Origin of the sequence: uncultured Dysosmobacter sp. (assembly GCF_947631635.1) — a bacterium.
Taxonomy (GTDB): domain Bacteria; phylum Bacillota; class Clostridia; order Oscillospirales; family Oscillospiraceae; genus Oscillibacter.
On the sequence record NZ_CANRMB010000046.1, the window covers coordinates 1 to 20,409 of the forward strand.

Annotated in this window: 21 protein-coding genes and 1 riboswitch; of the genes, 14 read left to right on the forward strand and 7 right to left on the reverse strand. The window is 61.3% G+C overall.

The window, feature by feature from the left end:
* The first annotated feature begins 156 nt into the window (after window positions 1-156).
* On the forward strand, window positions 157-1,893 hold the full coding sequence (pyk, locus tag Q0Z71_RS16420) for a pyruvate kinase (RefSeq protein ID WP_298025072.1): 1,737 nt from the start codon (window positions 157-159) through the stop codon (window positions 1,891-1,893).
* A 51-nt stretch (window positions 1,894-1,944) separates the two neighbouring features.
* Here the strand turns inward: pyk and Q0Z71_RS16425 are convergent, their stop codons facing one another.
* From Q0Z71_RS16425 to Q0Z71_RS16435, 3 genes are all read right to left on the reverse strand, one after another.
* The gene (locus Q0Z71_RS16425) at window positions 1,945-2,172 is read right to left on the reverse strand and encodes a helix-turn-helix domain-containing protein (protein ID WP_298025074.1); all 228 of its coding nucleotides are present in this window, start codon (window positions 2,170-2,172) and stop codon (window positions 1,945-1,947) included.
* Between the two features lie 462 nt (window positions 2,173-2,634).
* Window positions 2,635-2,757, reverse strand: coding sequence for a formate--tetrahydrofolate ligase (locus Q0Z71_RS16430; RefSeq protein ID WP_298025076.1), 123 nt, complete (start codon window positions 2,755-2,757; stop codon window positions 2,635-2,637).
* 88 nt (window positions 2,758-2,845) lie between these two features.
* Entirely contained in the window at window positions 2,846-4,519 is a 1,674-nt protein-coding gene (locus Q0Z71_RS16435) for a formate--tetrahydrofolate ligase (protein ID WP_298025078.1), read from the reverse strand.
* 422 nt (window positions 4,520-4,941) lie between these two features.
* Between Q0Z71_RS16435 and abc-f the strand changes: the two genes are divergently transcribed.
* Window positions 4,942-6,420 (forward strand): ribosomal protection-like ABC-F family protein, encoded by a 1,479-nt coding sequence (gene abc-f / locus Q0Z71_RS16440; protein ID WP_298025080.1) that lies wholly within the window; start codon window positions 4,942-4,944, stop codon window positions 6,418-6,420.
* Between the two features lie 38 nt (window positions 6,421-6,458).
* Here abc-f and Q0Z71_RS16445 read toward each other — a convergent pair whose 3' ends face one another.
* On the reverse strand, window positions 6,459-6,650 hold the full coding sequence (locus Q0Z71_RS16445; protein ID WP_298025082.1) for a YlcI/YnfO family protein: 192 nt from the start codon (window positions 6,648-6,650) through the stop codon (window positions 6,459-6,461).
* Between the two features lie 104 nt (window positions 6,651-6,754).
* Here Q0Z71_RS16445 and Q0Z71_RS16450 point away from each other — a divergent pair, with 104 nt between their 5' ends.
* On the forward strand, window positions 6,755-6,937 hold the full coding sequence (locus tag Q0Z71_RS16450) for a hypothetical protein (RefSeq protein ID WP_298025084.1): 183 nt from the start codon (window positions 6,755-6,757) through the stop codon (window positions 6,935-6,937).
* Window positions 6,938-7,027: 90 nt separating this feature from the next.
* Here Q0Z71_RS16450 and Q0Z71_RS16455 read toward each other — a convergent pair whose 3' ends face one another.
* The 3 genes from Q0Z71_RS16455 to Q0Z71_RS16465 form a co-directional block, all read right to left on the reverse strand.
* Window positions 7,028-7,390, reverse strand: coding sequence for a DUF1294 domain-containing protein (locus Q0Z71_RS16455; RefSeq protein ID WP_298025086.1), 363 nt, complete (start codon window positions 7,388-7,390; stop codon window positions 7,028-7,030).
* A 67-nt stretch (window positions 7,391-7,457) separates the two neighbouring features.
* The gene (locus Q0Z71_RS16460; protein ID WP_298025088.1) at window positions 7,458-8,387 is read right to left on the reverse strand and encodes a pseudouridine-5'-phosphate glycosidase; all 930 of its coding nucleotides are present in this window, start codon (window positions 8,385-8,387) and stop codon (window positions 7,458-7,460) included.
* Window positions 8,388-8,471: 84 nt separating this feature from the next.
* Complete coding sequence (locus Q0Z71_RS16465) at window positions 8,472-9,551, reverse strand: PfkB family carbohydrate kinase (RefSeq protein WP_298025091.1); 1,080 nt, start codon at window positions 9,549-9,551, stop codon at window positions 8,472-8,474.
* A 213-nt stretch (window positions 9,552-9,764) separates the two neighbouring features.
* Between Q0Z71_RS16465 and Q0Z71_RS16470 the strand changes: the two genes are divergently transcribed.
* The 11 genes from Q0Z71_RS16470 to Q0Z71_RS16520 all read left to right on the forward strand — a co-directional run.
* Entirely contained in the window at window positions 9,765-10,199 is a 435-nt protein-coding gene (locus Q0Z71_RS16470) for a LytTR family DNA-binding domain-containing protein (RefSeq protein ID WP_298025094.1), read from the forward strand.
* Window positions 10,196-11,074, forward strand: a complete 879-nt coding sequence (locus Q0Z71_RS16475; RefSeq protein ID WP_298025096.1) for a hypothetical protein — start codon at window positions 10,196-10,198, stop codon at window positions 11,072-11,074. Before Q0Z71_RS16470 ends, Q0Z71_RS16475 begins: the two co-directional genes overlap by 4 nt.
* The gene (locus tag Q0Z71_RS16480; protein ID WP_298025098.1) at window positions 11,064-11,540 is read left to right on the forward strand and encodes a hypothetical protein; all 477 of its coding nucleotides are present in this window, start codon (window positions 11,064-11,066) and stop codon (window positions 11,538-11,540) included. Before Q0Z71_RS16475 ends, Q0Z71_RS16480 begins: the two co-directional genes overlap by 11 nt.
* 68 nt (window positions 11,541-11,608) lie before the next feature.
* Window positions 11,609-12,535: a hypothetical protein gene (locus Q0Z71_RS16485; protein WP_298025100.1), complete on the forward strand. Its 927-nt coding sequence runs from the start codon at window positions 11,609-11,611 to the stop codon at window positions 12,533-12,535.
* 17 nt (window positions 12,536-12,552) lie between these two features.
* Window positions 12,553-13,509: a hypothetical protein gene (locus tag Q0Z71_RS16490; protein ID WP_298025103.1), complete on the forward strand. Its 957-nt coding sequence runs from the start codon at window positions 12,553-12,555 to the stop codon at window positions 13,507-13,509.
* 96 nt (window positions 13,510-13,605) lie between these two features.
* Window positions 13,606-15,000: an asparagine--tRNA ligase gene (gene asnS, locus Q0Z71_RS16495; RefSeq protein ID WP_298025105.1), complete on the forward strand. Its 1,395-nt coding sequence runs from the start codon at window positions 13,606-13,608 to the stop codon at window positions 14,998-15,000.
* A 297-nt stretch (window positions 15,001-15,297) separates the two neighbouring features.
* Complete coding sequence (locus Q0Z71_RS16500; RefSeq protein WP_298025107.1) at window positions 15,298-16,092, forward strand: ZIP family metal transporter; 795 nt, start codon at window positions 15,298-15,300, stop codon at window positions 16,090-16,092.
* A 486-nt stretch (window positions 16,093-16,578) separates the two neighbouring features.
* The gene (locus tag Q0Z71_RS16505; protein WP_298025109.1) at window positions 16,579-17,304 is read left to right on the forward strand and encodes an MgtC/SapB family protein; all 726 of its coding nucleotides are present in this window, start codon (window positions 16,579-16,581) and stop codon (window positions 17,302-17,304) included.
* A gap of 15 nt (window positions 17,305-17,319) precedes the next feature.
* Window positions 17,320-18,012 carry an MgtC/SapB family protein gene (locus tag Q0Z71_RS16510; protein WP_298025111.1) on the forward strand — a complete coding sequence of 231 codons (693 nt, stop codon included), beginning with the start codon at window positions 17,320-17,322 and terminating at the stop codon, window positions 18,010-18,012.
* Between the two features lie 320 nt (window positions 18,013-18,332).
* Window positions 18,333-18,425: riboswitch (glycine riboswitch) on the forward strand.
* A gap of 89 nt (window positions 18,426-18,514) precedes the next feature.
* Window positions 18,515-19,924, forward strand: a complete 1,410-nt coding sequence (locus Q0Z71_RS16515; protein WP_298025113.1) for a sodium:alanine symporter family protein — start codon at window positions 18,515-18,517, stop codon at window positions 19,922-19,924.
* Window positions 19,925-20,134: 210 nt separating this feature from the next.
* On the forward strand, window positions 20,135-20,409 hold a 275-nt coding region (locus tag Q0Z71_RS16520), incomplete at its 3' end, for an NAD(P)H-dependent oxidoreductase subunit E (protein WP_298025116.1).

Here is a 20,409-nt window from a genome sequence, read left to right on the forward strand (position 1 = left end):
GCTCCAAACATCCAGGGATTGCTGTGCCATTTTCTCTCTTTGACTTCCTTTAACTGCGTGTTTGGACACTCCCGAATGCCCCTTCCACATTTTACGGAGCTGTGATACAATCCACAATGGAGAAAAACGATTACCTAAGGAAAGGTGGAACTACTTATGAGGAAAACGAAGATCGTCTGCACCCTGGGGCCTGCCACGGACCGGGAGGGCGTTCTGCGGGAGATGCTGGAGGCTGGCATGAACGTGGCCCGCTTCAATTTCTCCCATGGCACCCATGCGGAGCACAAGGCCCGCCTGGAGGCACTGAAGGCTCTGCGGGAGGAGATGGACCTGCCGGTGGCGGCGATGCTGGACACCAAGGGCCCCGAGATCCGCCTGAAGTCCTTTGAAAACGGCTCCGTCCACTTGACCGGCGGCACGGAATTCACCCTGACCACGGAGGATATCGTGGGCGACGAGACCCGCTGCGCCATCACCTACGCCGATCTGCCCGGCGATGTGAAGGCAGGGGACACCATCCTGCTGGACGACGGCCTGGTCCGCCTGACCGTGCTGGAGACCACCGCCCATTCCATCCGCTGCCGGGTGGAGAACGACGGCACCATGAAAAACAACAAGGGCGTCAACGTGCCCAACGTCCGGCTGTCCATGCCCTATATGAGCCAGCGGGATCGGGACGATATCCTGTTCGGTGTGGAGCAGGGCTTTGACTACATCGCCGCCAGCTTTGTCCGCACCGCCGCCGACGTGCGGGAGATCCGCGGCCTGCTGGATAAGGCGGGCTCCAATATCCGCATCATCGCCAAGATCGAAAACCAGGAGGGCGTCAGCAACCTGCCGGATATCCTGGCGGTGGCGGACGGCATCATGGTGGCCCGGGGCGACATGGGCGTGGAGATCGACTTCACGGAGATCCCCATCATCCAAAAGGATATGATCGCCCAGTGCGTGGCCTGCGGCAAGCCGGTCATCACCGCCACCCAGATGCTGGACTCCATGATGGAGAATCCCCGGCCCACCCGGGCGGAGATCACCGACGTGGCCAACGCCATCTATGACGGCACCTCCGCCATCATGCTCTCCGGCGAGACGGCGGCGGGCAAATACCCGGTGGAGGCCGTCCACACCATGGACGCCATTGCCCGCCGGACCGAGGCCAACATCGACTACGGCAAGCCGGTGAAGAACAGCGGCAGGCGCCTGTCCATCACCGCGGCCACGGCCCACGCCGCCTGCACCACCGCCCTGGACATCGGGGCGGACGCCATCCTCACAGTCAGCCAGCGGGGCGTCACCGCCCAGATGGTCAGCCGCTTCCGGCCCAGCACCACGGTGGTCGCGCTCCTGCTGGATCCCCAGGTCCAGCGGCAGATGGCCCTGTACTGGGGTGTGGAGCCCTTGACCATGCCCTATGCCAGCAGCACCGACGAGCTGGTGGACTTTGCCGTTCAGGCGGCGGAGGAGGCCGGCCTTGTAAAGCAGGGGGACCTGGTGGTGGTCACCGCCGGCGTGCCTGTGGGCGTTGCCGGCACGACCAACATGATCCGCGTCCACCAGGTGGGCGGCTCCCTGCTGAACGGCGTGGGCGTGGGGGAGCAGAAGGCCAGCGGCCCGCTGTGCGTCTGCCGCACACTGGAGGATGTGGCGGAGAAATTCCGCCCCGGCGACGTGCTGGTGGTGCCCTACACCACCAACGACCTCCTGCCCTATATCCGCAAAGCCGCGGCCGTCATCAGTGAGGAGGCCAGCACCGACAGCCACACCGCCACGGTGGGCCTGACGCTGGATAAGCCGGTGATCCTGGGAGCCGCCGACGCCACCCGCCGCCTGACGGACGGCACCCTGGTATCCGTGGACTGCGCCCGGGGCGTGGTGCAGACACTGCCGCAGTAAGGCGGCCCCTGTCTCCATCATAAAACCGCTCTGTTCAAAGAACAGAGCGGTTTATTTGCGCTTGCTGGGAGGATAGGGGGCCTTTTCATCCGTGCGGCCCAGGAGATAATCCACACTGGTGCCAAAATAGTCGGCCAGCCTGTCCGCAAGTTCCAGCGGAAGCGGGCGTTCGCCGCGCTCATATTTGGAATACAGACTCTGGTCGCACAGCAGGTAGTCAGCGAGGGCCTTTTGCTTCAAATCCCGGTCCTCCCGCAGGTCGCGGATCCGCAGCTTCATAAATATCACCTGATGCCAGTATATTTTGTCCATATTGTCCTATTGAAATATTGGACAATATGTCCTAAAATATAAGGGAGGTGAACAGAATGACAGATTATCATCAAATCACTTGAAACGTGATAAATTCATTTTTCAAGTGTCACAGCGCATCTGCGCTGTGACAGGCCGCGGACCGCGGCCTTGATTTGCATTTCTATAGTCAATTAACTTGAAAAATCGCATGCGATTTTTCAAGTTAATTGACTATATAAGACGCTGCATTTTCAGCTGTTCAACGCTCTGACGGATGCGGTTTCCGCCTTGGAGAGGCAGAATTTCGGACAGGTCCGGGATATTCTGATCCAGGCCCAGCAAGCGGCTGAGGAGACCTTTTTATCCCAGTCAGACGCGGAGAATGGGTGAACGATCACAGCAAAAAAGCAGCTGGAGCGATCATCCAGCTGCCTTTTTTGGCTATTTTTAGAACAGCCCGGTGATCTTGCCGTTCTCATCCACGTCGATCTTTTCAGCGGCAGGGACCTTGGGAAGGCCCGGCATGGCCCCATGCGGCGGGGCCGCACGGGGACCCCGGATTTGATTCAAATCGTCCGAAATGAATTCGGCCGATTTCAAGGTTTTGCCTGGGGCAAAACGCTTGCACGCCGCACCTGCGGCGGCATGACCATGCCGCTTAGAACAATCCGGTGATCTTGCCGTTCTCGTCCACGTCAATCTTTTCAGCGGCGGGGACCTTGGGCAGACCCGGCATGGTCATGATGTCGCCGGTGAGGGCCACCAGGAAGCCGGCGCCGGCGGAGACCTTCAGATTCCGCACCGTGATGGTGAAGTCCTTGGGTGCGCCCAGCTTGGCCGCGTCGTCGGAGAAGGAGTACTGGGTCTTGGCCATGCAGATGGGCAGCTTGCCGAAGCCCAGGGCCTCCAGCTCCTTCATCTGCTTCTGGGCGTTGGCGGTCAGCACCGCGCCGTCGGCATGGTAGATGTTTTTGGCGATGTCGTTCAGCTTCTTTTCGATGCTGTCCTCCGTGTCATAGGCAAAGCGGAAGTCATTGGGCTGTTCGCACAGGCGGACGACCTCCTCCGCCAGGGCGAGGCCGCCCTCGCCGCCCTTGGCCCACACCTCGCTGAGGGCTACATTGACGCCCAGCTCCTTACATCTGTCCTCTACCAGCTGAAGCTCACGGGCGGTGTCGGTGGGGAAGGCGTTGATGGCCACCACACAGGGCAGGCCGAACACCTGGGTGATGTTCTCCACATGCTGGAGCAGGTTGGGCAGGCCCCTCTCCAGGGCCTCCAGGTTCTCGGTATTCAGTTCCGCCTTGGGCACGCCGCCGTGGTTTTTCAGTGCCCGGACGGTGGCGACCACCACCACGGCGCTGGGCTTCAGATTCGCCAGACGGCACTTGATGTCCAGGAATTTTTCAGCGCCCAGGTCCGCGCCGAAGCCCGCCTCGGTGACGGCGTAGTCCGCCAGGCGCATGGCCATCCGGGTGGCCATGACGGAGTTGCAGCCGTGGGCGATGTTGGCGAAGGGACCGCCGTGGATGAAGGCGGGGGTGCCCTCCAGGGTCTGGACCAGGTTGGGCTTCAGGGCGTCCTTCAGCAGGGCGGCCATGGCGCCCTCGGCCTTCAGGTCGTGGGCGGTGACGGGCCTGCCGTCGTAGGCATAGGCCACCACCATGCGGCCCAGGCGGGCCTTCAGGTCGGGGATATCGGCGGAAAGGCAGAGCACGGCCATGATCTCGGAGGCCACGGTGATGTCGAAGCCGTCCTCCCGGGGCACGCCCTGCATCCGGCCGCCCAGGCCGTCCACGATGTTCCGCAGCTGCCGGTCATTCATGTCCACGCAGCGCTTCCAGGTGATCTTCTTCACGTCGATGCCCAGGGCGTTCCCCTGCTGGATGTGGTTGTCCAGCATGGCGGCGCACAGGTTGTTGGCGGCGCCGATGGCGTGGAAGTCGCCGGTGAAGTGGAGGTTGATGTCCTCCATGGGCACCACCTGGGCATAGCCGCCGCCGGCGGCGCCGCCCTTCACGCCGAACACGGGGCCCAGGGACGGCTCCCGCAGGGCTACCAGGGTGTTTTTGCCCAGCTTCCGCATGGCGTCGGCCAGACCCACGGTGGTGGTGGTCTTGCCCTCGCCGGCGGGGGTGGGATTGATGGCGGTGACCAGGATCAGTTTGCCGTCGGGGCGCTTGCTCTCCCGCAGCAGGCGGTAGTCCACCTTGGCCTTGTAATTGCCGTACAGCTCCAAATACTCATCCGCCACACCTGCGGTCTTGGCGATCTCGGTGATGGGCTTCATGGCACAGGACTGTGCGATCTCAATATCAGACAGAACGTTCATAGCGACCTCCAATATCCAGTATCTCAAAAGGTATTACTTTTGCGTGCCTGAAAAATATACCACGAAACCGTCGAAAAAGAAAGAGGGTTTTGGGCATGCGGGGAAGTTTATTTTCACAAGCGTGGCATAAGTACAGCTTATATCTTGACAGATAAAGCCGGGACTGTTATGATGGACACGCATAAAAAGGAAAGGGGTGAAAGGATGAAGTCTGCTTCCTGCTGAAATAGGACAGGGCGCTGTAAGGAGTCCCCCAAGGGGATGGTCTGCCCGGCGCCGGAGAGCAGGAAAGCGAACATCCTTTTGCGCCTTGGAACATACCGCCCCTCCGTGCAAGACGGAGGCGTCATGCTGTCCGATGAGCCGCAGGAAAGTTTTCCTGCGGCTCATTTTTGTATTTGTTGCATGTAGGAGGGATGGATATGTCCATGATCCGGGTGAAGGACCTGACGTTTGCCTATCCGGGCAGCAGCGATCCGGTCTATGACCACGCCAGTTTTCAAATTGATACGGAGTGGAAGCTGGGCTTCCTGGGCCGAAACGGCCGGGGAAAGACCACATTTTTGCGGCTGCTGATGGGGGAATACCCCCATGGCGGCAGTATTTTGGGCGCGCCGCCCTGCGCCTATTTTCCCGATGCGGTGCGTGACCCGTCCCAGATGACGCTGGAGGTGCTCTGCGGCCTCCGCCCGGAGGCGGAGGCGTGGGAATTCCTGCGGGAGACCGGCCTTTTGGGCGTGGACGCCGGGGCGCTGTACCGTCCGTTTTCCACCCTGTCCAACGGGGAGCGGACCAAATGCCTGCTGGCAGCGCTGTTCTGCGGGGAGGACCGCTACCTTTTGATCGACGAGCCCACCAACCACCTGGACGCCGCCGGACGGCGGGCGGTGGCGGCCTATCTGCGGAAAAAGCGGGGGTTTTTATTGGTGTCCCACGACCGGGATCTTCTGGACGGCTGTGTGGACCACATCCTGGCGCTGAACAGGACGGGGGCGGAGGTCCAGAGCGGAAATTTCTCCTCCTGGTGGGAGAACAAGTCCCGGCGGGACGCCTTTGAGCTGGCGCAAAACCAGCAGCTCCAAAAGGAGGTGGGGCGCCTGCGGCAGGCGGCGGCCCGGACCTCGGACTGGTCTGACAAGGTCGAGTCCGCCAAGACGGGGAGCCGGAACTCCGGGCTGCGGCCGGACCGGGGCTATATCGGCCACAAGTCCGCCAAGATGATGCAGCGGGCCAAGTCCATCGACCAGCGGCGGCAGAAGGCGCTGGAGGAAAAGGCCGGATTGCTGAAGGACCTGGAGAGGACCGAGGCGCTGAAGCTGCGCCCGCTCACCGCCCGGGGCCGTTTGCTGGACCTGGCGGGGGTGTCCCTGTTCTATGGGGAGAAGCAGGTCTGCGGGCCGCTGACCTTCCGGCTGGAGCCGGGGGAGCGGGTGGCGCTGGACGGCGGCAACGGCAGCGGCAAGTCCACCCTTTTGAAATTCCTGCGGGGAGAGACGGCGGTGACGGGGACCGGGACGCTGACGCGGCTGTCCGGCATGACCATCTCCTACGTGCCCCAGGACACCTCCCACCTGCGGGGGAGCCTGCGGGCTTACGCCCGGGAGAGCGGTGTGGACGAGACGCTGCTGCTGGCGATCCTGCGGAAGCTGGATTTTTCCCGGGCGCAGTTTGAAAAGGACATGGCGGACTGGTCCGCCGGACAGCGGAAAAAGGCCCTCATTGCCAGAAGCCTGTGCGAGAGCGCCCACCTGTACCTCTGGGACGAGCCGCTGAACTATGTGGACGTCTGGTCCCGGATGCAGATCGAGGAACTGCTGCTGGAGTTCCGGCCCACCATGCTGTTTGTGGAGCACGACGGGGCGTTCCGGCGGAAGATCGCCACCGGCGTGGTCGCGCTATAAAGAGAGCTCCGGGAAGAGGTCCTCTTCCCGGAGCTGCTTTATGAATGGTTCCGTTCCTGCTTCTCCTGTTCCTTCAGGTCATCCAGCGCGGCCCGCACGGCGGCCACCACAAAGGCGGAGAAGGTGCAGTCCTGTCCACGGATAGCGGCTTCGACTTCCTGAATCATGTTGTTGGAAAACCGGATAGACTTGTTGGTGGAGGATGGGGGCTTGGGAATTTTGAAAGCCACAAGTATCACCTGTCTTATATTTTGTAAGACAATTGTATTGCAAATTGCGTTATAAACATATATTATGATTTATATTGCAAAATTCAGTACAGGAGGATAATAGAATGGACGATTTCAAAGAGATGTACTACCACCTGGCCCATGAGGTGGAGCGGGCCAAGCGCATTTTGGAAAAGGCCCAGCAGGACTGCGAGGAGATGTATCTGGCCCAGGGGGAGGAAGCGGCCGCTCCATCCGCAGAGGCCGCAGGGGACACCGCAGAAGAAAAGGACACCGCTTCCGCCTGAAAGGGCGGGAGCGGTGTCCAAGTCTATGGATCGTGGGAAAAATTTGCGCGGCGGAAAGGAAGGCCGTTAGGAAAGAGACCCGGGAGCGTATTACCGGATCACGTTCCAGTACAGGGACAGTCCGGCGGGGATCAGGATCTGCAAAAGCAGAATGAGCGGGATACCGATGCGGAAGGAGCGGTGCAGGGTCTTGTGGTGCCAGACCCGCATCCCCAGCAGAGCGCCGACGCTGCCGCCCAGGGCTGCCAGCAGAAACAGCGTCTTTTCGGGCACCCGGCGGGTGGCTTCGTGGGTCACCTTCCACTTGGCCTTCCATTTGTCGAGGCCGAACACCAGGAAGGTGACCAGGTTGATGACCACCAGCCAGACAGCCAGCAGGCCCCAGGGAGAGCCCGTGATGAACCAGATAAAATCGTTGTGCGCCTCCGGCAGATACAGCGCTTTCGCATCCATAAGATGTCCCTCCAAAGATAACAAAACTGGCTGGGGAGGCCCCAGCCAGTTCAGTGTATCAGAAAAATCAGGCCTTGACAAGCTTTGCCAGCTCACAGGCGGTCTTGGCGGCCAGGGCGGCGTTGTTATACACCAGCTGGATGTTGGAGTTCAGGGAGTCGCCGCCGGTCAGGTCCTTGATCTTGGCCAGCAGGAAGGGCGTGGTCTCCTTGCCGTGGATGCCCAGCTTTCTGGACTCGGCCACGGCGTCGTCAATGGCCTTGGAGATGACCTCGTGGTCCATGGAGTACGCCTCGGGGATGGGGTTGGCCACCAGCATGCCGCCGCCCAGGCCCATGTCCTGCTTGACGAAAAAGGTCTTGGCCAGGTCCTCGGGGGTGTCGATGCGGTAGTCCACCTTGAAGCCGGACTTGCGGGTGTAGAAGGCGGGCAGCTCCTCGGTGCCGTAGCCGATGACGGGCACGCCGTGGGTCTCCAGATACTCCAGGGTCAGGCCCAGGTCCAGGATGGACTTGGCGCCGGCGCAGACCACCATCACGGGGGTGTGGGCCAGCTCCTCCAGGTCGGCGGAGATGTCCATGGTGGTCTCGGCGCCCCGGTGCACGCCGCCGATGCCGCCGGTGGCAAAGACCTGGATGCCCGCCATGTGGGCGATGATCATGGTGGTGGTGACGGTGGTGGCGCCGTCCCTGCCCTCGGCCACCAGCACGGGCAGGTCGCGGCGGCTGGCCTTGGCCACGGCGGTGCCGGTCTTGCCCAGGTAGTCGATCTCCTGCGCACTGAGGCCGGCTTTCAGGCGGCCGCCCAGCACGGCGATGGTGGCGGGTACGGCGCCGTTGTCGCGGATGATCTTCTCCACGTTCAGCGCGGTCTCCACGTTCTGGGGATAGGGCATGCCGTGGGAGATGATGGTGGACTCCAGGGCCACCACGGGACGGCCCTCGTCCAGGGCCTTCTGCACTTCGGGAGCAATGTCGAGATATTTGTTCAGCGTCATGATAAAAACCTCCAGATGATGTTATATGGATCGAATTTTGTTCAAGCAGAGATGGGCGGAGCCTGTCTGCCGCCGGGGCGGCGTTTACAGGGCCGCCCGTTCCTTTAAGGCCCGCTCGCTCATGGCGGAATTGATGGTCTCCCGGCCCTCCATGGCGATGGAGGAGGCGGCCAGGCCCGCCTTGGCGGTGCCCGCCAGGTCCGTGCCCTGGAGATAGGCCCAGGCGATGGCGGCCATGAAGGCGTCGCCGCAGCCGGTGGTGTTCACCATCCGGGCCGGGAACACCGGCAGATAGAGATGCTGATTGTGGTCGGCGGCCAGCACGCCGTCGCCGCCCAGAGAGATGAACACCCGCCGCAATCCCGTGGCAAGGAGGGCGTCGGCGGCTCTGTGGAGGCTCTCCTCGTCTGTGATGGGCACGCCGGAGAGAAGCTCCGCCTCGATGCGGTTGGGCTTCAGGGTGTGGAGCCTGCCCAGCACCGGCTTCAGCTTCACCGCCTTGGCAGTGGACACCGGGTCCGCGAAGATGGGCGCCGGGCAGTTGTCCGCCAGCCAGGCGATGCTCTCCTGGGGGATGTTGGTGTCAACGACCACCACCTGGCTGGCGTTCAGCAGCTTCTGCCGGGCTGTCAGCACCTGGGGCGTCAGATGACGGTAGATCTCCATATCGCTGACGGCCAGGGCCATGTCGCCCTTTTCGTCATTGATGAAGAGGTATGTGGAGGTCCGCCCGCCGGGGATGATGGGGGACTGGGAGATGTCGATGCCCAGCTCGCCGCAGGAGGCCGCGATCTTCTGGGCGTTCATGTCGTCGCCGAATACCGTCAGCATCCGCACGTCCAGGCCCAGCAGGCTCATGTTGTGGGCGATGTTCCGGCCCACGCCGCCCAGGGACATCTGCACCGTGCCGGGGTTGGAGTCCTGGGGCACCAGAGCCTCGCCGGGCCGGCCGCCGATATCCATATTCACGCCGCCCACTACGGTGACATAGGGGGCCGTGTGGATGATGTAGCCCTTGCCGGAGATATAGCCCTTTTTCATCAGGTTGGAGATGTGCACCGCCACAGAGGACCGGGTGATGCCGGCCTTATCCGCCAGCTCCTGCTGGGAGATTAGGGGATTTTCCTCGATCCAGTTCAGAAGCTGCCGTTCCCGCTGTGTCATGGGATCACCTCGATATAAACAAAAGTTTAATTTATAATCATATATTTATATTTTACTGATTTCCGCGAAAATGTCAATAGCTATTTTGAAAAATGAGGGGGACACTTTGAAACGGCCGGACAGCCGACGGTCCCGCCCCATGTGCCGATGGTCCGGGAGCACTGGACGGCGGGGGAAAAATCCTTTATATTGAAGAGGGAAAGGAGGGAGCCCATGGAAGTCGAGTTGAAGATCGAGCCGTCGCTGGCCCGGACGCGGGTGGTGGTCCACGCTCCCGCCCGGACGGCGGAGGTGGAGGAGCTGCTGGCTCTGCTGACAGCGGAGAGCGGAGTCCTTTTGGGCTTCCGGGAGGGGACCGCGGTCCCGCTTCCACCGGAATCCATCCTGCGGTTTTACGGGGAGGAGAAGGAGGTCCGGGTCCAGACGCTGGATGGGACCTACACGGTGCGCCAGCGGCTCTACGAGCTGGAGGCCCTGCTGGACCGCCGCTTTGTCCGCATCTCCCACTCGGAGATCGTGAACCTGCGGCAGGTGACGGCGCTGGACCTGTCCCTCACCGGCACCATCCGCATGACCCTGACCGGCGGGACCGTCACCTATGCTTCCCGCCGGTATGTGAAAAAAATCAAGGAGGCGCTGGGCCTATGAGAGAGCGTTGGAATGAATTTTATGAACCCGCCCTGCTGCGCCGCCAGCTCCTGTGGGGACTGCTGGGCGGCCTGGCCGCCATGGCGCTGGTGCCTCTGGTGGTCATCTGGCTGAACTCCCTCAGCGTCATGCCCGGTCATAACGACAGCCTCATCGTCCGCAGCGCGGTGCTGGACGCCACCGGCTGGCCCTGGCAGGGGCTGCTGGGGCTGGAGCTGACCCTGGCCTTTGCCTTCGGCGCTTCCGTTGGCCTGGCGGTGCCGCCCATGGAGGGCACCGGAGGGGCGGTGGCGGTCCGCACCGCCGTCCATCTGCTGGTCTCCTCGGCCCTGTACCTGGGCCTCTGCGCCGTCTGCGGCCTGCTGCCTGCCGTCTGGCAGGGATGGCTGGTGCTGCTGGGGCTGTACTGGTTTGCCTACGCCGTGGTCTGGTTCCTGCGGTATCTCCACTGGCGCGCGGAGCTGCGGTGTATCCGGGAGGGGCTGGGCCTGGTCCCGGCCCGGACCACCGGCGGTCCCCTCCAGGTCCGCCCCCTTCTGGCCTATTTTGCCCTGGCCGCCGCCGTGGAGCTGCTGGTCCCGCCCCTGCTGCATCTGCTGGAATCCGGCGGCGACATCCCGGTCCTTACAGGGCTGTTCTACCCCTACCTGCTGCTTCCCTTCTTCTGCCTGTGCACCGGCTGGAGCGCCGGGCGCAGATTCGGCGCCGCCCTGCTGTATCCCGTCGCCTGCGGCCTGCTGCCCATCCTCTGGGTGTTTATTCTGTATAATTCCAGCGCCCTGTTCCAGGTCTGGACAGCGGCTGGCTTTGCTCTGGCGGGAAACCTGCTGGGGGCGCTGCTGAGATGGAGAAGGGAGCGCCGCCATGGAGCGTAACGTCAAGCTCTACAATCTGATCTTCCCCGTGTGGATGCTGTGGATATTTCCTCCGGCGTGGCTGGCGGTGATCCCCCTGAACCTGCTGATCGACGCTCTGGTGCTCTTCCTGACCCTGACGGCCCTGAAGCGCCCGGACCGCAAGGCCCTGCTCCGCACGCTGCTGCTTCCCATGTGGCTCTTTGGCTTTCTGGCGGACTTCATCGGCTCCCTCTGGATGTTCCTGGGCCATGAACTGCTGCTTTACAAAAACGGCGGCTGGAATTTTTACCGTCCCTTCCAAAGCCCGGAGGTCCTGACCTGGACCCTGGCCGCCGTGGTCCTCTCCGGCGTTTGCATCTACCTGTTTGACCGCTTTCTGGTCAAGCGGAGCCTGACCGCCCTTTCCCCCCGGGAGCGGCACATGATCGCCCTGACCATGGCCATTGCCACCGCGCCCTGGACATTTTTCCTCGTTCTTGGATGATTTTTCTGGAAAATATGGAACAAACCCGCCTCCTGCGCCGACTAAATGGGCAAAGGAGGCGGTTCTTCATGAAAAAATGGACGTTATTTTTAAGTCTGTACTTCTGCGCCTGCCTGCTGGTGGGCTGTACAACGGCTGCTGGCACAGACGCTCCGGCCCCAGGCGGCACGCCCTCCGGCGAGGAGCAGACGGACGGCGGGACAGCCCAGCCCGCCGCTGCTGCCGTCCTCTGCCGGGTCGTGTCGGAGGAAAAAGGCAGTGTGCTGCTGGCGGACACGGAGAGCAGTGTGGTCTACGATCTGCCGCTGGAGGGCCTGACCGTAACGCTGGACGGCCAGCCCATTGACCTGACAGCGCCGGGGGCCTATCAAAACCTGCCTGCCGGAAGCCTCGCGGGCGCTCTGGCGGAGATCACCTATGACGATGACGGCATGGTTCTGGACTCCTGGCCCGCCCAGTTCGCCAACGTCACCGCCGTCAACCTCCGCACCGAGGGCTTTGACGACCGCTGCGCCCTGTATCTCCGGGTCCTGGAGGACCTGTGGGCGGTGGACCCCGGCCTGAACAGCGACAGCCTGACCTATATCGGCGTGGACCTGTCCCGGACCAGCCTGTCTGAAAGCGAGCGGGCCGCTGTGGCCTGGGCCTTCGCCGGAAAGCACGGGGCGGAGTCGGTGGAAGGCACCTATGACGAGCTGGTGGAGCAGGGCTATATCACCGGGGAGCCTCTGGGCGGCGGCGCGCCTGCGGACGCGAAATTCTGGCAGTGGACCGACGGCTGTCTGTTCTCCATCACCGAGAGCGATGAGCCGGTGGTTTTCAGCCTGCCGAATATCGCCCCGGGAGAGAAACCACCGGCCTATGACGCGGTCCGCTTTGACGCGGAAAAGTGGCGCTCCGGTCTGGGAGCCTATTACTTCACCGACTGCACCGCTGTCCGCAATGCCGATGGACACTGGGGCGATTACACCGTGGGCGGCGAGGCCATTTCGTAAAAGAAGGAGAGATCCACATGAAAAAATATCTGATCCATCTCTGCGTTATGCTGTGTGCCCTGGCGCTGACCGCCTGCGGCGGCGAGACCCATTCGGAACTGGAGGGCCGGTATCTCCAGACAGCGGACGGCGCGGCGCTGATCGTCACGGAGGACGGCTCACCCATCGTGATGTCCGACCAGAGCGAGGACGGCGGGCTGTTCGACGGTCTGGACACCGGCGACCAGATCCGGATCACTTATGACGGTATCCATGACAGCTATCCCGGCCAGACCGGCGCCTACTCCTGTGAGAAGCTGGCGGGCGGTTCCGCGGCGGACCTGCCGGAGGAGACGCTGACCCGTTTGGAGGAGCTTGGCTATGTTTTCCACGCCCACGACCCGGCGGCGGAGCCGGAGACCGTGGCGGACCCCGTCTCCGGCTACTGCGGCAACACCGTCACGGAGGTGACTCTGGACGGCGAGACCTATTCCTTCTGGGGCAGCGACTCCGTGGCCCTGACGGACATCCTCATCAATCTGGCTTACGACCCCAACCGCGTCTGCCGCTGTCCCAAGGAGTTCACTGTGGACACAGAGTTCGGCGACGGGTATGGGGTGAACCTGACGGAGAGCTTCGCCCGCTGTGAGGCCGGGCAGGCCGATCTGACGGCGGAGCAGATGGAGACCATCCAGGGTATCCTGGAGCGGAACTGCAGTGCTGTCACCGTGACCCGGGCCTGTCTGGGCGGAGAACCGGAGGTCCGCACCGTCACCGGCCAGACCGCCGCAGACCTGACGGAGCTGCTGGCCTCCCTGGATTATATCGGACCGCTCTGCAAGTGCCTGCCGGAGTACACGGTGGAAACGACCGCCGGCAGCTACGGTGTGGCCCTGTCGACAGAGCAGTACGCCCGTTTTGAGGGCGGTCAGGTCTCATTGACGGCGGAGCAGGCGGAGGCCATCTGGGGCATTCTGGACCGGAACTGCACCTGACACCAAAAATTCCCGTTTCCCCTTGTAAAACCCGTTGAAATGGAGTACAATACACCATTATTGTGCCTACTAAAACGAGAAAACGGGTGAATTTCAATGAGCTATACAAAAATCGCGGCAATTTTTGCCGACAGCGAGACCCTCTCCGGAAAGGAAGCCACCGTGGGCGGCTGGGCCCGCACCATCCGGGACATGAAAAACTTCGGCTTCATCGAGCTGAATGACGGCTCCTGCTTCAAGAACCTGCAGGTGGTCATGGAGGCCGGGGCGCTGGAAAATTATAAGGACATCGCCGCCCAGAACGTGGGCGCGGCCCTGATCGTCACCGGCACCGTGGTGCTGACGCCGGAGGCCAAGCAGCCTCTGGAGCTGAAGGCCACCGCCATTGAGGTGGAGGGTGCCTCCACGCCGGACTATCCCCTGCAGAAGAAGCGCCACAGCGTGGAGTTCCTGCGGACCATCCAGCACCTGCGGCCCCGGACCAACCTGTTCTCCGCCACCTTCCGGGTGCGGAGCGCGGCGGCCTACGCCATCCATGAGTTTTTCCAGCAGCGGGGCTTCGTCTACGTCCACACCCCCATCATCACCGCCAGCGACTGCGAGGGCGCCGGGGAGATGTTCCGGGTCACCACCCTGGACCCCGAGAACCCGCCCCGGAACGAGGACGGCACCGTGGACTACACCCAGGACTTCTTCGGCAAGCCCGCCAACCTCACCGTGTCCGGCCAGCTGAACGCGGAGAACTTCGCCATGGCCTTCGGCGATGTGTACACCTTCGGCCCCACCTTCCGGGCGGAGAACTCCAACACCCAGCGCCACGCCGCTGAATTCTGGATGATCGAGCCGGAGATGGCCTTTACCGACCTGAAGGGGTATATGGACGTGGCGGAGGCCATGATCAAGTTCGTCATCCGCCGGGTGATGGAGCGCTGCCCCGACGAGCTGGCCTTCTTCAACAGCTTTGTGGACAAGGGCCTGCTGGCGCGGCTGGAGCATGTGGCATCCTCCGACTTCGGCCGGGTGAGCTACACCGAGGCTGTGGAGATCCTGGAGAAGAACAACGACAAATTCGATTACAAGGTGTTTTGGGGCTGCGACCTCCAGACCGAGCACGAGCGCTATCTCACCGAGCAGGTGTACAAGCGCCCGGTGTTCGTCACCGACTATCCCAAGGAGATCAAGGCCTTCTACATGCGCATGAACGACGACGGCAGGACCGTGGCCGCGGCGGACTGTTTGGTGCCCGGCATCGGCGAGATCATCGGCGGCAGCCAGCGCGAGGAGCGCCTGGAGCTGCTGGAGGGCCGGATTGCCGAGCTTGGCATGAAGCCCGAGGACTACTGGTGGTACTGCGACCTGCGGCGCTACGGCAGCTGCAAGCACGCGGGCTTCGGCCTGGGCTTTGAGCGGCTGGTGATGTATCTCACCGGCGTCAGCAACATCCGGGACGTGCTGCCCCATCCCCGCACCGTGGGCAACGCGGATTTCTAAAAGCGACAGAGGCCGGCTGGGAACAGCCGGTCTTTTGTTAAAGAGAAGTTCTGTTGTAATTGGCACATCTTTTTGACCAGAACCATGATACTATAATCAAATAACTTGAAAAGTGGTAAAACCACTTTTCAAGTGTCACAGCGCGTATGCGCTGTGACAGGCCGCGAAAGCGGCCTTGATTTAGATTTCATAGTCATTAACCGTGCGCTTCGCGCACAGCGGGCATTGCCCGCTTGAAAAACAGCTTTGCTATTTTTCAAGTTAATTGACTATATACAAGAAAAAGGAGGCGGAGAGATGTTACAGCGTGAACTGCTTTACGCGGCTTTGGGCACGGGCTTTACCTGCCTTGCCACGGTGCTGGGCGCGGCAATGGTGTTTTTCTTGAAAACGGATATGACCCACACCATGCAGAAGGTGTTTCTGGGGTTTGCGGCGGGGGTGATGATCGCCGCGTCGGTGTGGTCGCTGCTGATCCCCGCCATGGATCTGGCGGAGGCACGGGGCCAGGGCATTTTGCTGCCGGTGGGCGGCGGATTCGTTCTGGGCGGGCTGTTTTTGATGGCATTGGACCGGCTGCTGCCCCATCTCCACATCGGCAGTGAGGAAGCGGAGGGGCTGCCCGCCCACTGGAGGCGGACCACCATGATCGTTCTGGCGGTGACGCTCCACAACATCCCGGAGGGCATGGCGGTGGGACTCAGCTTCTCCGTGGCCGCCCAGGACGCCGCACCCGGCACCCTGGCGGCTGCCCTGGCGCTGGCCATCGGCATGGGCCTGCAAAATTTCCCGGAGGGCGCCGCCGTATCCCTGCCCATGCGGTCCCAGGGCGTTTCAAAGGGAAGGGCTTTTCTCTGCGGCGCGGCCTCCGGGGTCGTGGAGCCGGTCTTTGGCCTGCTGACAGTGCTGATTGCCGGGAGCGTCGCCGGTGTTATGCCCTGGATCCTGTCCTTCGCGGCGGGAGCCATGATCTATGTGGTGGTGGAGGAGCTGATCCCCGAGGCGCAGCTGGGAGAGCACTCCCATGCGGGCACCGCCAGCGTGATGGCCGGGTTCCTCATCATGATGCTGCTGGATGTTATGCTGGGATGAGCGTATGGTCCGGTCCTGGAGGGGGTGGAGACCGTCGGAATGACAAAAAAATAAAAGGCTGTTTGTGAAAATATCCAAAAACAGGCGGAATAGTCAGAAAATTATTGACAAAAATGTGACTGGATGGTAAAAGTATATACAGACTAAGGCGGCTGAATGCTGGATAGTGTGCATACGCAAACGTTTCCAGCCGAAAACAGGCGTGCCATAGTGACAAAATGCGAAAGAGGAAGAAGTGGCTCGGCCAGTTCTTCCTTTTCAAATTATAATCAAATCACTTGAAACGTGATCCATTCACTTTTCAAGTGTCACAGCGCATGTGCGCTGTGACAGGCCGCGGACCGCGGCCTTGATTTGCATTTCATAGGCAATCACTGTGCGCTTTACGCACAGCGGGCATCGCCCGCTTGAAAAATCCCGTGCGATTTTTCAAGTGAATGGACCATATCAAGCGACGATTGGATTTTGGAAAAGGGAGGGACCGCTGTGATTCAAGCATTGGATTACCTGCGGCAGATGAATTTTGCGGCCGTGGTGCTCCGCCTGGTTTTGGCCATGTTCTTCGGCGGAATGATCGGATTGGAGCGGGGGAGAAAACGCCGCGCGGCGGGTATGCGGACCTATATGCTGGTGTGTTTGGGCGCCGCGCTGACAGTTCTGCTGAGCCTGTATGAATACCATATGCTGACCCATGAATGGGTGGATTGGGCGGCGGAGATCGGCACCCGGACCGACGTGGCCCGGTTCGGCGCCCAGGTCATCAACGGCATCGGCTTCCTGGCGGCGGGCACCATCATCGTCACCGGGCGGCAGGAGGTCAAGGGCATGACCACCGCCGCGGGCCTGTGGGCCTCCGCCTGCACGGGCCTTGCCATCGGCGCAGGGTTCTATGAGTGCGTGTTCCTGGCCTTCCTGCTGATCTCCCTGGTCATCCGGGTGCTGCCCCATGTGGAGAACTACGTGGTGGAAAACGCCCTGAACATGAACATCTATGTGGAGTTTGACTCCCTGGACGATGTGGGGGAGATCATCAACCGCGTCAAGGCCCAGGACGTGCAGATCTACGATGTGGATATCGACCACGGGCGGCAGGAGAAGCTCCGCAATCCCAGCGCGGTGTTCTCCATCCGGCTGAAGCACCGGCAGATGCACACGCAGGTCCTGGCGGCGATCTCCGAGCTGGATTCCGTGCGGACCATTGATGAGATCTGAGGGGGGGAAACCGACATGTTAACGATATTTGACGGACTTAGAATGGTGACAGTGGCCTCTGTGGCGCTGCGGATGATCCTGGCGGTGGTCTGCGGCGGGCTCATCGGCATCGAGCGGGAGTACAAGCGCCGTCCGGCGGGCTTCCGCACCCATATCCTGATCTGCCTGGGCGCGGCGATGACCACGCTGACCAGCCAATTCCTCTATCTGTATATGCACTACTTCACCGACATGGCCCGTCTCGGCGCCCAGGTGGTGGCAGGCATGGGCTTCATCGGCGCGGGCACCATCATCGTCACCCGGCGCCAGCGGGTCAAGGGCTTGACCACTGCGGCGGGACTGTGGACGGCGGCCATCGTGGGATTGTGTTTGGGCGGCGGCTTCTACGAGGGCGGCCTTTTGGCTACGGCGCTTCTGCTGGCGGCAGAGCTGTTTTTCTCCAAAGTGGAGTACCGGATACTGGAAAACGCTCCCGAGATCAACCTGTACATGGAGTATATGGACAAGAAGTGCCTGGAAAGGGTCCTGGCCCTGTACCGGGATCTGAATTTGAAGGTCTTGAATATGGAGATCACCCGCTCCACGGTCAGCGAGCATCACAATGCCTGCGCCATTTTCTCCCTGCGGCTGAATAAAAAGTGCAAGGTGGAGCAGCTGTTGGAGCGCATCAGCGTCACAGAGGGCGTTGTATCTGTGGAGGAGCTGTGACGGAGCGGCCCGGGCCGCTCCGGGCAGAGGAGCCCCGGCGCGGTGAGACGCATGACATATGGGCAGAGCTTGAGAACAGCTGGCCGTGCCCGGGTAGCGCGGCTGGCTGCTTTTTCGTCAAAAATGTCTATATATCGGAAATATCCGTCCCTCACACACGGACGATTTGTGAAAAAGCGCAATTGACATCCCCGCATCATCATGGTAAGGTTATACCACAATTGAAGAACGGCAAACGAAGTTCTTAGGGGAATGGCGAAAGCCTGCCGAAGGAGTAAAACTCTCAGGCGCCCGGAGATCACCGGGCGGGGACTAAGAATGGATGTGGCTCTGGAGAAGCTCAATGATGAGTACCGAAGGTGCAAGGCGGCGTTGCCGCTGAATCTCTCAGGTAAAAGGACAGAGTGGGAAAACACGGACAGATCCTGTCCGTGCGCGACTGTACTTTCTTTTTCGGAGCGGCTCATTTTCAGCCGTTCCGTTTATTTTTGGAGGGAAAAGCATGTTAGAATCTTTGGAAAGCGTTCTGTATCCCATTGTATGCAACATCAACAACTATCTGTCCAGCTATATCCTGGTCTTTCTGCTGATCGCGGTGGGCCTGTGGTATTCCATCAAGACCCGTTTCGTGCAGGTCCGCTGCTTTGGCGAGGGCATGAGGAAGGTCTTTGGAAACCTGTCCCTGCGGGGCGAAAAGCAGGAGAGCGGCATGAGCTCCTTCCAGGCGCTGGCCACCGCCATCGCCGCCCAGGTGGGAACCGGCAACATCGTGGGCGCCTCCGGCGCCATCCTCACCGGCGGCCCCGGCGCCATCTTCTGGATGTGGATCATCGCCTTCTTCGGCATGGCCACCATCTACGCGGAGGCCACCCTGGCTCTCCAGACCCGGAAGGTGGACAAAGACGGCACCGTCCACGGCGGCCCCGTGTACTACATCACCACCGCGTTCCAGGGCGGCTTCGGCAAGTTCCTGGCCGGCTTCTTCGCCGTGGCCATCATTCTGGCCCTGGGCTTCATGGGCTGCATGGTGCAGTCCAACTCCATCGGCTCCACCTTTGAGACCGCTTTCGGCGTTCCCGCCTGGATCGTGGGCGCCGTGCTGGTCGTCATCTGCGCCGTGATCTTCCTGGGCGGAGTGCAGCGGCTGGCCTCCGTCACGGAGAAGGTGGTCCCGGTCATGGCAGCTATCTTCCTGTTGGGCGGCCTGGTGGTTCTGATCGCCCGGATCAAGTACATCCCCGCCACCATCGGCATGATCTTCCAATATGCCTTCCAGCCCCAGGCCATCATCGGCGGCGGCTTTGGCTACGCCATCAAGACCGCCATCAGCCAGGGCGCCAAGCGGGGCTTGTTCTCCAATGAGGCCGGTATGGGCTCCACTCCCCACGCCCACGCCCAGGCCAACGTGAAGGACCCCCATGACCAGGGCGTGGTCGCCATGGTGGGCGTGTTCATCGATACCTTCGTGGTGCTGACCCTGAACGCGCTGGTCATCATCTCCACCCTGTACACCGCCGACGGCCCTCTGGCCGCTGGCACCATCCCCGAGACCATCAACAAGGCCAATCTGGCCCAGACCGCCTTCGGCACCGTGTTCGGCGAGAGCTTCGGCGCCATGTTCGTGGCCATCTGCCTGTTCTTCTTCGCCTTCTCCACCATTCTGGGCTGGAACCTGTTCGGCAAGATCAATATGCTGTACCTGTTCGGCAGGAAGATGAGCGCCAAGACTGCCACTGTGGTCTACACGCTGATCGCGCTGGTATTCATCTTCCTGGGCACCTTGATGTCCAACGACCTGGTGTGGGAGCTGACGGATATGTTCAACAACCTGATGGTCATTCCCAACGCCATCGCCCTGTTTGCCCTCACCGGCATGGTGGTGAAAGTCACCCATGGCGCGGTGAAAAAGTGAATGCAAGTTAAGAATGCGTAAAGATTTCGCGGCCGCCCGGCCAACGGGCGGCCGCTTTTTCTGCCTTTTCAACAAATTTGCTCAAGGAAAACGTTTGAAATGACAAAAATTTAAAATATTTTGACAGTCTGGCCGAGTGTGTTATATAATAAACAAACGAGAGGCCGCATGTGAGGGGCGGCCGAAAGATCATAAAAAGGAGACAAGCCAATGAGCAACGAACTGACTCGGGCCAGTGCGATCATAGAGAGCTATGGGAGCGACCAGTCGAATCTGATCGCGATCATGCAGGAGATCCAGGCGGAGTACAAATACCTCAGCGAGGAGGCGCTGACACTGGTGGCGGAGAAGCTGGGGATCAGCACCGCGAAGGTGTACAGCGTGGCGACGTTCTATGAGAACTTCTCTTTGGAGGCCAAGGGAAAATACGTCATCAAGGTCTGCGCGGGCACGGCCTGCCATGTGCGCCGGTCCGGCCCCATCTA

Excerpts from the sequence above, each read along its gene's own strand:
- Q0Z71_RS16500 (WP_298025107.1), top strand. The coding sequence starts at position 15,298 with ATGTTACAGCGTGAACTGCTTTACGCGGCTTTGGGCACGGGCTTTACC.
- pyk (WP_298025072.1), top strand. The coding sequence starts at position 157 with ATGAGGAAAACGAAGATCGTCTGCACCCTGGGGCCTGCCACGGACCGG.
- asnS (WP_298025105.1), top strand. The coding sequence starts at position 13,606 with ATGAGCTATACAAAAATCGCGGCAATTTTTGCCGACAGCGAGACCCTC.
- Q0Z71_RS16475 (WP_298025096.1), top strand. The coding sequence starts at position 10,196 with ATGAGAGAGCGTTGGAATGAATTTTATGAACCCGCCCTGCTGCGCCGC.
- Q0Z71_RS16485 (WP_298025100.1), top strand. The coding sequence starts at position 11,609 with ATGAAAAAATGGACGTTATTTTTAAGTCTGTACTTCTGCGCCTGCCTG.
- Q0Z71_RS16460 (WP_298025088.1), bottom strand. The coding sequence starts at position 8,387 with ATGACGCTGAACAAATATCTCGACATTGCTCCCGAAGTGCAGAAGGCC.
- Q0Z71_RS16455 (WP_298025086.1), bottom strand. The coding sequence starts at position 7,390 with ATGGATGCGAAAGCGCTGTATCTGCCGGAGGCGCACAACGATTTTATC.
- Q0Z71_RS16515 (WP_298025113.1), top strand. The coding sequence starts at position 18,515 with ATGTTAGAATCTTTGGAAAGCGTTCTGTATCCCATTGTATGCAACATC.
- Q0Z71_RS16425 (WP_298025074.1), bottom strand. The coding sequence starts at position 2,172 with ATGAAGCTGCGGATCCGCGACCTGCGGGAGGACCGGGATTTGAAGCAA.
- Q0Z71_RS16450 (WP_298025084.1), top strand. The coding sequence starts at position 6,755 with ATGGACGATTTCAAAGAGATGTACTACCACCTGGCCCATGAGGTGGAG.
- Q0Z71_RS16490 (WP_298025103.1), top strand. The coding sequence starts at position 12,553 with ATGAAAAAATATCTGATCCATCTCTGCGTTATGCTGTGTGCCCTGGCG.
- Q0Z71_RS16470 (WP_298025094.1), top strand. The coding sequence starts at position 9,765 with ATGGAAGTCGAGTTGAAGATCGAGCCGTCGCTGGCCCGGACGCGGGTG.
- abc-f (WP_298025080.1), top strand. The coding sequence starts at position 4,942 with ATGTCCATGATCCGGGTGAAGGACCTGACGTTTGCCTATCCGGGCAGC.
- Q0Z71_RS16510 (WP_298025111.1), top strand. The coding sequence starts at position 17,320 with ATGTTAACGATATTTGACGGACTTAGAATGGTGACAGTGGCCTCTGTG.
- Q0Z71_RS16465 (WP_298025091.1), bottom strand. The coding sequence starts at position 9,551 with ATGACACAGCGGGAACGGCAGCTTCTGAACTGGATCGAGGAAAATCCC.
- Q0Z71_RS16480 (WP_298025098.1), top strand. The coding sequence starts at position 11,064 with ATGGAGCGTAACGTCAAGCTCTACAATCTGATCTTCCCCGTGTGGATG.
- Q0Z71_RS16435 (WP_298025078.1), bottom strand. The coding sequence starts at position 4,519 with ATGAACGTTCTGTCTGATATTGAGATCGCACAGTCCTGTGCCATGAAG.